This is a genomic window from Nitrosovibrio sp. Nv17 (assembly GCF_900119085.1).
Classification (GTDB): domain Bacteria; phylum Pseudomonadota; class Gammaproteobacteria; order Burkholderiales; family Nitrosomonadaceae; genus Nitrosospira.
Genome location: NZ_FPIQ01000015.1, coordinates 60,987 through 71,369 on the forward strand (window position 1 = coordinate 60,987; position 10,383 = coordinate 71,369).

Here is a 10,383-nt window from a genome sequence, read left to right on the forward strand (position 1 = left end):
GCCGGCTCAACCCTTCACGCGGATGATCCTGGCCACCTCGGGAATCCCCCTCAACCCGCGCATGATCTGCGCGAGATGGTAGCGGTTGCGCACCTGGAGCGTGAAGCTCATGGTGGTGTAGGTGTCGTCTCCGTCCATGGCAACGTTGTCGATGTTGGATCCCGCCCCGGCGATCGCCGCCGCGACGCGCGCCAGGACACCCCGCTGGTTGACCACCACGGTCCTGACGCAGACCTCGAAATGCCTGGCGATCTCCTTGCCCCATGCCACATCCAGCCAATTGTCGGAATGTCCTCGAGTCTTGGAGATCACCGGGCAGTCGTGGGTATGGATCACCAATCCCTGATCCTTCTTGATGAAGCCGACGATGGAGTCCCCCGGAATCGGGTGACAGCATTTGGCAAACTGCACCGCCACACCCTCGGTGCCGAGTATCGTGATGACACCTCCGCCATTGCCTGCGGACGCGATGTCCTCCGGCGCTGCCAGACGCCGCGCCACCACCGCCGGCAGGTGCATGCCCAGCCCCATGTCGGCCAGCAGGTCCTTTCTGGACTTGGCTCCACTCTCGCGCGCCAGCTTTTCCCACTGGGTCTCGCTGATCATCAGCGGATCGATCCCGAGCGATTGCAACGCCTGGTTCAGCAGACGTTCCCCCATTCGCACCGATTCTTCATACTGCATGGTCTTGAGGAACCGCCTGATGTGCGAGCGCGCCTTGCCGGTCACCACGTAGTTGAGCCAGGCGGGATTGGGCTTGGCATGCGAGGCGGTGACGATCTCCACGCGATCGCCGTTTCGCAAATGGGTGCGCAGTGGCGCATTCTCGCCGTTGATCTTGGCAGCCACGCAGCGATCGCCGATATCGGTATGCACCGCGTAGGCGAAATCCACCGCGGTGGCCCCCTTGGGCAGCGCCAGTATCTCGCCCTGGGGAGTGAAGACGTAGACTTCCCCGGGAAACAGGTCGACCTTGAGATGCTCCAGGAACTCGAGGGAATCGGCGGAGTCACTCAGCGTCTCCAGCAGGCTTTGCAGCCACTGGTTGGTTTTCATGTGCAGGTCGTTCAGGTCGGCATCGGTGCTCTTGTAGAGCCAGTGCGAGGCCACGCCGGCTTCCGCGATCCGGTGCATCTCCGTGGTCCGGATCTGAGCCTCGATGGGCGTGCCGTAGGGTCCCCACAAGGTGTTGTGCAGGGACTGGTAGCCGTTCGCCTTCGGAATGGCGATGTAGTCCTTGAATTTTCCCGGAATGGGATTGTAAAGACTGTGCAGTGCACCCAGCGCGACGTAGCAGGATGGCACGTCCTTCACGATCACCCGGAAGCCGTAGATGTCGAGCACTTCCGAGAAGGTGAGGTGCTTTTCCACCATTTTCGTATATATGCTGTAGAGCTGTTTCTCACGCCCGGTCACCTCCGCTTCCAGCCCCGCCGCCGCCAGCCGCTGCTTGATCGATTCGAGTATCTTGCTCACCACTTCGCGCCGGTTGCCGCGTGCAGCCCGGGTAGCCTTGTTCAATACCCGATAGCGCGTCGGGTAGAGATGGCGGAATCCCAGTTCCTGCAGTTCCTGGTAGATGTTGTTGAGTCCCAGCCGATTGGCGATGGGTGCGTAGATTTCCATGGTTTCCCGGGCGATGCGGCGGCGCTTTTCCGGCCGCATCACTTCCAGCGTGCGCATGTTGTGCAGTCGATCCGCCAGCTTGATGAGAATGACGCGTACATCGCGCGCCATCGCCAACAGCATCTTGCGGAAATTCTCGGCCTGGGCGTCGGCACGGGTCTGGAACTCGATCTGGTCGAGCTTGGAAACCCCGTCCACCAGTTCCGCCACTGGCTTGCCGAACCGGTCGCTGAGCTCGGCCTTGGAGACATGGGTATCCTCCATCACGTCGTGCAGCAGCGCAGCAGCCAGCGTCTGGGAGTCGAGCCGCAGCTTGCCGAGGATGCCGGCTACCGCCAGGGGATGGGAAATATAGGGTTCGCCGGACTGCCGGAACTGCCCGGAGTGCGCGCTCCGGCTGAAGAGGTAGGCGTTCTGGAGCTCGGAAATGTCGTCCGGCTTGAGGTAGCAGGAGAGTTCGCCAAACAGGAAATCCGCTTCGGGCAATGTAGCAGAGGAGTCTGGCAAACCTCGTGCTTGCATGGTCATTTCCTTCGCTTGCTGTGACACGCTCCGAAGCATGGAAATTTCAGGATGACAATGCCCTCATGGCCAGCCAGATGGACGGATATCCCCGTCCGCCGCCAATCTTCATCTTCAGCATGAATCTCGATTCCCCTCACGCGCTCAAAGCGGCACGCTCGTCAACAAATCCAGTCCGACCTTTCCCTGAGCCAGTTCGCGCAACGCGATCACGGTAGGTTTGTCGCGCGCGGACTCCACCATCGGGGCGCCGCCCACGGAAAGCTGCCGCGCCCGGATGGTTGCGACCAGGGTCATGTCGAAACGATTGGGAATCCTCTTCAGACAATCGTCAACGGTGATACGTGCCATAATGATCACTGCTCCATTCAATAATGTGCTGTCAGGCGGCCCGTCCATGGCGTTGCTCCGCATCAGCTTGTGTTGCAGGGCAAGGCCTCCTCTCTTATATGACAGATTCGATTCCGAATCGTGCCATCAGGTCGCGGTGGCGGTCGAGCTGTCCCGCTGCCTTGAGACGCTCGGCCCGCACGATGCACGCCAGATCCTGCAACGCCATATCAAGTTTCATATTGATGATAACATAATCATATTCGCGCGCATGCACCATCTCTTCCCGGGCAGCGGCCAAACGCCGCCTGATTGCCTCGGGGCTGTCCTGTCCCCGCCCGGTCAGACGTGCTTGCAGCGCTTCCGGGGATGGCGGCAGGACAAAAATTCCTATCGATCCGGGAAAGGCCTGGCGTACCTGCGCCGCGCCCTGGCTGTCGATCTCCAGCAGGATATCGTGCCCTGCGGACATGGTCTGGGCGATCCATTTCTGCGACGTCCCGTAGAAATTTCCATACACTTCCGCGCTTTCCAGGAATTCGCCCTGCCGCTGCCTTCGCCTGAAGCCTTCCAGGCTGACGAAGTGATAGTCGCGCCCGTCGACTTCATCGGGACGCGCGGGTCGCGTGGTATAGGACACCGACAGGCGCAGATCGATGCCGGTCTGGAGCAGCGCCTTGACCAGGCTGGTCTTCCCCGCGCCCGATGGCGCGCTGATGATGAACAGATTGCCGGGCGTCATGGCGTGATGGTGTTCGCAAGATGCGGCAGGCTTCCCTCACTTCACGTCAGGAATGGAAACGGCTCCGCACAGAGTTTGGAGCCGCTATGGTAACAGATTGCCGCGTACTCTTGCGCCCGTTCCGGACCGCATCCGGCATTTTCATGACATATAAATTATCGGGGCCGGCAAGCTCCCATGAAACGAAGGCACGCCGTCACGTCGGGGACCTGCCGGCCTGTCTCAGGCCGAAATGGCCAAGGTCCTGCGTCGTACGATCGCCCCCACCATGGCCAGCCCTGCCAGGAGCATGGCGTACGTTTCGGGTTCCGGAATGGGCAGGACGCCCCCGGGGTTGGAGGGATTGACCGCCAGTGATACATTGTCGAACTCGAAGCCGTACTGCGTGCTCGATGCCACGACCCGATCGAAAGGTATGGTGGAATCGATGTTCACGTAGAAGGTACCTGCGGCGCCCTGATTGCCACTGGCCGCGCTATCCACGTCGAGTCCGGAAAAGCTGAAGAGCAGGGTCGTGCCGTCGTAGAAGGACAGCGTGTTGTAGTTGTCCACGGAACCCCACAGCAGACCGAAATACTGGTGATGTCCGCCCAGATCCAGCGTGACCTGCCCGATGCCGGTCGTGAGATACTGCGTTGCATTCGGCCCATCGGCCTGAAAGTTGTCGAACAGCGCGCCATTGCCGTTGGAAATATAGGGCGCGGCATAATATCCGGCAAGGTTGGGTAGGTCGACGGTCCTGGCCCCTGTTCCGCTGAAGGACACGGTGATGCCGCTATCGGTGACCCCGCCCGTGGCCGCCAGGGTGTCAAAGCTCTCATAGACGGCACCGCCGGCGGGAGTTCCGCCCACCGAAGCGGTCAGTGTCGCAGCCGCCATGCCGGCGGGTGCCGCGATGGCGATCCCGAGGGCCAATAGGGTAGAGGCTGTATGAACGCTGATCATGCGAGTTCTCATCTGAATCTCCTCTTCTGTCTTTTATTTGAAAGCCGCCGTTGCGGCCATGGGTACGCTGTGTACACTCTCTAAAAGCAAATACCATGCCAGTATCTAAGATACTGATATGTAATATATTATTTAGTGGAGCGTGTGACCTTGAGGAAATATGAAAACTCCCCCGACATGGACTTCGGTACTAGAGGGCTTACCAGGCAGAGCCGTTGCCATGCCGATGGCGGTGGATTTGAGTGTGAACAAGACCGGGAACGGCTGATATCGATGAAATCGGGGAAAATGACGAATGACCGAGATAAAGGGGCGCCCGCCGGCGCCAGGAGTATCATGATGAATCGCAGCGGTCCCGCCCCTTCGTGCCAAAACCGATGAACCATCAACCCTCATCTTCGGCGTCCCCACACCTTGCAGTTGGCGTCAACCGCCGAGAGGTGTGGGCGTGGGCCATGTTCGACTTCGCCAACTCGGGCTACACCACGGTGGTGATCACCGCGATCTTCAATGCCTACTTCGTGGCAGTGGTGGCGAACAATGAGGAGTGGGGAACGCTTGCCTGGACTATGGCGCTGGCCGTGTCGTATGCGATGATCATGGTGACGGGGCCGCTGCTGGGTGCCTATGCCGATGCCCATGCCGCGAAGAAACGCCTGCTGCTGCTGACCACCGCCGGATGCGTCGTATTCACGGCAATGCTATCCCTCGTCGGGCCGGGGGATCTCTGGCTGGCCGTGGCACTCATCATCCTGACCAATTTCTTCTTCGGTTCCGGCGAAAACCTGATCGCTGCCTTTCTTCCGGAACTTGCCGCCGGCGAAGCACTGGGAACGATATCCGGCTGGGGATGGAGCCTGGGCTACATCGGCGGCTTGGTAAGCCTGGGATGCTCGCTGGCCTATGTCACCTGGGCCCAGGGTCAGGAGCTGCAGGCCGCGCAGTTCGTGCCGGTGACCATGCTGATCACGGCCGCGCTGTTCGCGGTCTCCAGCATTCCGACCTTCGTGTACCTGAAGGAGAGGGCGCTTCCACAGGCACGTGGGGCAGGACGCGGTGCGGCCCACGAAGCGCTTTCGCGGCTGGTGCAGACGCTGAGCCATGTCCGGCACTATCGCGACCTGGGCACGTTTCTCGCCTGCCTGGTGTTCTATCAGGCTGGAATCCAGGCCGTGATCACGCTGGCGGCGATCTACGCCCAGCAGGCGATGGGCTTCAGCACTGGCGATACCATGTTGCTGGTGCTGGTGGTCAACGTCACGGCCGCAGGCGGTGCCTTCGCCTTCGGCAGCGTGCAGGACAGGATAGGCCACGTTCCGACGGTGGCGCTCACGCTCGTCGGCTGGATGGCCATGGTGCTGATCGCCTGGAAGGCCGACGACAGCGCCATGTTCTGGCTGGCCGCCAACATCGCCGGGCTGTGCCTGGGCGCGTCGCAATCGGCGGGCCGGGCGCTGGTCGGGTATTTCAGTCCGGGAGCGCGCCGGGCCGAATTCTTCGGGCTATGGGGTCTGGCGGTGAAACTGTCCTCGATCCTCGGCCCCGTGACCTACGGCCTGGTGACCTGGATTTCACGGGGCGATCACCGCCTGGCCATGCTCATCACCGGCGCCTATTTCCTTGTCGGGCTGATCATCCTCGCGGGTGTGGACGTCCGCCGCGGCCGACGTGCCGCCTTGGCAGAGCCGCCGGCATCGGGAATGGGCGGATAGCAGCCGCCTCCGGAGAGGCGTTCATCCGCATTCAATGCACGTGGTCGCCTGGAGGTGGGAGGATTTCGGGTTCCTGGTTGAGTTGTTCGATCTGCTGCATCAGCATGCTGGTGTTCTCCCATCCGGGGCCGTCCGCATCCGGGATCCAGCGCGCCCGCAGGTAGCCGAACCGATCCACCAGGAACTCCATGTGCGCAGGCAGCGTCCCCTCTCCCAGCAGGTCGGGCTTGTTCAGCGTGCGCCGGAACAGGGCGTAGCTCGGCACGATGTCGCCCACCCCCTGCGTCACCACCGGGAAGGTCGCCTCATTCAGGATCTGGGCGATCTCCCCGGCATCCGGGTCGTCCTCGGGGATCGCCAGCAGCACCGTGTCGGCCGACTCGACACGGGCCGCCAGCGCCCGCAACTGCACCAGCCGCTCGCGCGACTGCGGCCAGGAGAAGAAGACCAGCAGCAGGTTCTTGCGCCCACGAAAGTCCTTCAGGGTGCCGCTCGTGCCGTCATGCGCGCTGTAGGAGAAGTTGGGCGGGCCCAGGTTCGGCTGGGGCTGTTCGGGTACGACCCGCGGACTCATCAGGCGCGCCTGGTAGCCGCGCGACATGGCGTGCAGGAAGTTGACCACGTCCCACCGGTCTTCTTCGGTGAGGTTGTCAAACGGCGGCATGCCGGTGTTGGGAATGCCGTAGGTGAGCCAGTGCAGGAAGTCGCCCGCGGTGTGCCGCGCGGTGTGCGGTTCGGTGAGCAGGTCCACGGGCGGGGGGTTGAAGGATTTGGCGAGTACGCCGTTGCCCTTGCCCTGCGGGCCGTGGCAGGCGGTGCAGTTCTCGCCGAACAGGACGGCCCCGTTGGCAATCGAGATGGTGTCGAACGGAACCGGGGTCTTGCGGTAGGTCTCGGGATAGGCGGGTACCGCCAGCGGCGGCAGTGCCAGCGCCAGGGCGCTCGCAGCCAGCAGCGCCGGAATGCCCAGCCTGCGCTTGCGTTCCCAGCCGTGCCTGCGCCCGTAGGCGAGCGCGCCGAAGGCGAGGAGGAGCAGGGTCACGCCGCTCCAGACGCGTATCATGACGCTGGTCTCGCCCCAGGTGGCCGCCAGGGAGAAGCGGAAGCCGTAGGGCCAGTCCTGGATGATGGCGTGCTTGGCCGGAACGGTGTTGGAGACGATGGTGGCCAGCAGGACGATGAAGAGGGCGAGGATGAGTTCGAGGCCTACCCAGCGGCGCATGTGGCGCCCCGCCGCAAGCGCTTTCTCGAGGATGCCGGCAGCGGCCCCGGGCACGGCCTGGGAGAACAGCGGCAGCCAGGTGGCGCGCGCCCGCGCGGCGATCACGAGGACGAGGGCCAGCAGCAGAAGCTTGGCGTTGAGCAGCCAGCCGTACCAGGTGGAAACCATGGCGGCGTAGGCGCTGTCGACCATGCGGTCGGTGATGAGGATGCCGGTGGCGATCACCGCCAGCATCACCGGCAGCGCCAGCACCGAGAAGCGCTGCAGCGCCCGGGCGCCGGCCTGGATCAGTTCTTCGCGGGTGCGCAGGACGGGATGCAGGCGCGCGACGGCGCCGTCTCCGGCGTCAAGATCGAGGTCGGGGCCCGGATGGGCGTGCGCGGCCGCGCCGCCCCCCGACGCGCCAGGGCCGGGCCGGGCCGGGAGGGCGCTTGCGCCCGCCTCCCCGGGCGCAAGCGCACCGGTGCAGGTGAAGCAGACCAGGAGGAAGGCGGGCAGGGCGCCGAACCAGACGCTCGCGAGGATGATGTGCAGGGCGTAGGGCAGCACCGAGAGCACCGACAGTTCTTCGGCGGCGGAGTGGCTCGCGAGCGAGCCCACGATCAGGGTCAGGCAGGCGGCCGCGGTGCAGGCCAGGTAGTGCCAGCGCGCCCGCGAGGCGCTGTGGCGGATGTAGAGGACGATGGCAAGCACCAGGATCGCGCTGGCGGCCCGTCCCGCCCAGATGTGGCCCATGCGGGTGTTCTGGATGAGGGCGAGCCAGGCCTGCAGGTTCCACAGGCTGGCGTCCTCGCCCGTGGCCTGGGCAGTGGTGGTGGCGAGGATGCCCACCAGTCCCACCAGGAGCATGAGCGCCAGCCATGGCAGCAGGCGTTCGAGCCGTCCCACCCAGGGGGAGCGCCAGGCGCCGGCGATCGCCATGAAGACGCAGCCGCCCACCAGTATCATGTTGGACGCGAGCTGCAGCCAGCGAAACAGCGTCGCAACGACCTCGATCATTGCGACGGGTCTTGGCTCTTTATCGTGAAGTCATAGGAGGATTTGACGGTGTGGCCGTCCACCGAGAGAACCTTGTACTCCACGGTGTATTTGCCAGGCGCCAGCTCCGGCAGGGGGTGGACGATGGAGCGCGGATCGTCGGCCGACACTTCCGGCTTGATCCTGTCCACGATGGGGGTCTTGTCGGCCTGGTAGATGCTCAGCAAGGGGTAGTCCTTTTCGACTTCCTCGTTGAACCACAGGCGTACCTGGGTCGGGGGCTTCTTGAGCACCGCGCGCCGCGGCGGCTCCGCCTTGACCAGCATGGCGTGCGCGAGCACCGGCGCGCTGTGCAGTCCGAGTGTGGCGATCAGGAGCAGCGCACAGCCTCGGGCGGCACGCTGCAGGGGTGTCGTGCGTGATTCCATGGTGTTGACCCTCGTTTTGTAGCCGTCTCCCGGTCTTCATGAAAGCGGCGATTGTATTGGGTATGACCGTATTGCCGGTATATGGTTCGTCCGCGGCGCCAGCTCCGCCTTGCTCAGGCCGCGGCCCCGCCGCCGGAGCGCCCGCGCAGGAAGAAGAATGCGGCGGCACCCACGGCGGCGACGATGCCGCCGATCAGGAACGGGGAGGTGCCCTTGGGCTCGCCCACCGAGAAGGGAAAGCGCGAGATGTGCTCCGCCTGGTCGCGCACGGTCACGAGCCCCACGAATTTGCCCGGCTGGGCAAAGTCGTATTCGAAGTTGATGGAGCCGTTGGGGTAGACCTTGGCGGGTATGTGCAGGATGGTGATGTCGTCCAGGTTGCCTTCGCCGCCTTCGGCCGCACCGGTGTCGCGGATGATGCGTACTTCGGTGGGCAGGGGACGCAGGGCTTCTTCGATGTAGTCCAGCGCCACGACGGTGCGCCCGGTGCCGGGAATGTCTTCGCAGAATTCCTTCTCCTGGGTGGCCTCGGGCTGGTAGCCGGTGAAGTGCATGGTGTAGGGGCCGATGGTGAGCTTGCAGATGTCGTCGGCCAGCGAGAGGCCGCCGTGGGCGTGGACGGCGCTGGTGTGCGGCAGGCCCGCGGCCAGGATCAGGCCGAGCAGGGCAGGTTTGAGTGTGCGTAGAAACATGTCGGATCCACCTATAAAAAAGAGTTGTTGTCGGGCCTGCGCCGGATCTTACCGCCTTCGGCGGGCAAATGCAGCCCCTGTCAGGGCCGCTTGCGGGTTTCCCGCCATTGCTGCACACGCTTGGATTTCATGAGCTTGTAACCCAGAAGCGTCAGGATCAGCAGGATGATCAGCGGACCCACGGCGGAGCGGAACAGTTGCGCGTAGTTGACCATCTGTACCCGCAAGGGATACTGGAAGCGCAGCGGCGGCTGGCCCTCGGCGGTGATGAGGACGGTGTACAGGCCCTGATCCAGCCCGGTCTCGGTGGAGATGACGCCATCCGGGTGGTAGCTCGCCGCGAGGTATTTGAGGGTCTCGTCCTCGGCCTCGCCGGTGCCGCGCGTCACGCGCACGCTGATGGGCATGTCGCGCAGGGCAGGATCGATCAGGTCCACCACCAGGTAGGTGTCGCCCACCGCGGGGATTTCGGTACAGTACTGGGCGGTGGGTTCGAACTGCGGCTGGTAGGCGCTCAGGTGCACCATGCTCTCGCCGATGCGGCGCACGCACGGGTCTTCTTCCAGGGAGACGTTGCCGTGCCCTGCCGCCGTGCCTGTGTGCAGCAGCGCCATCAGGACGAGGGCTGCAGCACCCGCCTGTTTCAGTTGTCTGACGATGGACGGGCAAGCCCGTCCGGATTGTGATGGTGCATGGTACACGTCCCGCCCCCTCGGCCACTTCCGTTCGATTCGTATCCGCCGGCCGCTCGCCGGGGTCGTTCCTGGGCCTGCGGCGGCAGCGCCGCCAGGAGGCGCGCAGGTTGCGGTTATCCGGGCCCGGGCGCTGGCGCGCGTGCGGGCGCATAAAAAACACCGATCCCCCTTGCCGTCTGTCGACGGGGGCGGATCGGTGTCATGTGTGAAGCTTACAGCTTGGTGAAGACCGGTATCACCGCTCCAGCGATGCTGTTGATGTTGCGATCGCCCGTGTCGCTCCAGGTCATCAGCAGGCCGCCAAACCGGCTCTCCGGGTCGCCCAGGAGCGCCATCAGCCGCTGTACTTCCCACAGCGCGTCCTTCGCTTCCATCTTGATCTCGCGCGTCTCTCCCGGTTGGATCGGGGTCTCGTTGTCAAACGACAGGCCGGTGGCCACCAACTCCTTCGGGTAGTTGCGATCCAGGTGCTTCAATCCCACCTTGTTGAT

Annotated in this window: 10 protein-coding genes; 1 reads left to right on the forward strand and 9 read right to left on the reverse strand. The window is 63.8% G+C overall.

What is annotated here, in order from left to right; genetic code table 11:
- Window positions 1-6: 6 nt before the first annotated feature.
- From BT108_RS09505 to BT108_RS09520, 4 genes are all read right to left on the reverse strand, one after another.
- The gene (locus tag BT108_RS09505) at window positions 7-2,148 is read right to left on the reverse strand and encodes a RelA/SpoT family protein (RefSeq protein ID WP_072294296.1); all 2,142 of its coding nucleotides are present in this window, start codon (window positions 2,146-2,148) and stop codon (window positions 7-9) included.
- 144 nt (window positions 2,149-2,292) lie between these two features.
- Window positions 2,293-2,499, reverse strand: a complete 207-nt coding sequence (gene rpoZ, locus BT108_RS09510) for a DNA-directed RNA polymerase subunit omega (RefSeq protein WP_072294312.1) — start codon at window positions 2,497-2,499, stop codon at window positions 2,293-2,295.
- Between the two features lie 94 nt (window positions 2,500-2,593).
- On the reverse strand, window positions 2,594-3,220 hold the full coding sequence (gene gmk, locus BT108_RS09515; RefSeq protein ID WP_072294297.1) for a guanylate kinase: 627 nt from the start codon (window positions 3,218-3,220) through the stop codon (window positions 2,594-2,596).
- 222 nt (window positions 3,221-3,442) lie between these two features.
- A complete protein-coding gene (locus BT108_RS09520; protein WP_177257295.1) occupies window positions 3,443-4,165 on the reverse strand; it encodes an Npun_F0296 family exosortase-dependent surface protein in 723 nt (240 codons plus the stop codon).
- A gap of 377 nt (window positions 4,166-4,542) precedes the next feature.
- Between BT108_RS09520 and BT108_RS09525 the strand changes: the two genes are divergently transcribed.
- Entirely contained in the window at window positions 4,543-5,877 is a 1,335-nt protein-coding gene (locus BT108_RS09525) for an MFS transporter (RefSeq protein WP_369817076.1), read from the forward strand.
- 31 nt (window positions 5,878-5,908) lie between these two features.
- On the opposite strand, the gene BT108_RS09530 is transcribed toward BT108_RS09525, so the two are convergent.
- The 5 genes from BT108_RS09530 to BT108_RS09550 form a co-directional block, all read right to left on the reverse strand.
- A complete protein-coding gene (locus BT108_RS09530; RefSeq protein ID WP_072293167.1) occupies window positions 5,909-8,098 on the reverse strand; it encodes a c-type cytochrome in 2,190 nt (729 codons plus the stop codon).
- Window positions 8,095-8,505: a copper resistance CopC family protein gene (locus BT108_RS09535; protein WP_072293166.1), complete on the reverse strand. Its 411-nt coding sequence runs from the start codon at window positions 8,503-8,505 to the stop codon at window positions 8,095-8,097. The genes BT108_RS09530 and BT108_RS09535 overlap by 4 nt, the downstream gene beginning before the upstream one ends.
- 113 nt (window positions 8,506-8,618) lie before the next feature.
- A complete protein-coding gene (locus BT108_RS09540; protein ID WP_072293165.1) occupies window positions 8,619-9,197 on the reverse strand; it encodes a hypothetical protein in 579 nt (192 codons plus the stop codon).
- Between the two features lie 80 nt (window positions 9,198-9,277).
- Window positions 9,278-9,811 carry a hypothetical protein gene (locus tag BT108_RS09545; RefSeq protein WP_255369594.1) on the reverse strand — a complete coding sequence of 178 codons (534 nt, stop codon included), beginning with the start codon at window positions 9,809-9,811 and terminating at the stop codon, window positions 9,278-9,280.
- A 293-nt stretch (window positions 9,812-10,104) separates the two neighbouring features.
- Window positions 10,105-10,383: methane monooxygenase/ammonia monooxygenase subunit B (locus BT108_RS09550; protein WP_218184804.1), on the reverse strand; the 279-nt coding region annotated here is incomplete at its 5' end.

Excerpts from the sequence above, each read along its gene's own strand:
- gmk (WP_072294297.1), bottom strand. The coding sequence starts at position 3,220 with ATGACGCCCGGCAATCTGTTCATCATCAGCGCGCCATCGGGCGCGGGG.
- BT108_RS09535 (WP_072293166.1), bottom strand. The coding sequence starts at position 8,505 with ATGGAATCACGCACGACACCCCTGCAGCGTGCCGCCCGAGGCTGTGCG.
- BT108_RS09530 (WP_072293167.1), bottom strand. The coding sequence starts at position 8,098 with ATGATCGAGGTCGTTGCGACGCTGTTTCGCTGGCTGCAGCTCGCGTCC.
- BT108_RS09545 (WP_255369594.1), bottom strand. The coding sequence starts at position 9,811 with ATGGCGCTGCTGCACACAGGCACGGCGGCAGGGCACGGCAACGTCTCC.
- BT108_RS09540 (WP_072293165.1), bottom strand. The coding sequence starts at position 9,197 with ATGTTTCTACGCACACTCAAACCTGCCCTGCTCGGCCTGATCCTGGCC.
- rpoZ (WP_072294312.1), bottom strand. The coding sequence starts at position 2,499 with ATGGCACGTATCACCGTTGACGATTGTCTGAAGAGGATTCCCAATCGT.
- BT108_RS09525 (WP_369817076.1), top strand. The coding sequence starts at position 4,543 with ATGAACCATCAACCCTCATCTTCGGCGTCCCCACACCTTGCAGTTGGC.
- BT108_RS09505 (WP_072294296.1), bottom strand. The coding sequence starts at position 2,148 with ATGCAAGCACGAGGTTTGCCAGACTCCTCTGCTACATTGCCCGAAGCG.
- BT108_RS09520 (WP_177257295.1), bottom strand. The coding sequence starts at position 4,165 with ATGATCAGCGTTCATACAGCCTCTACCCTATTGGCCCTCGGGATCGCC.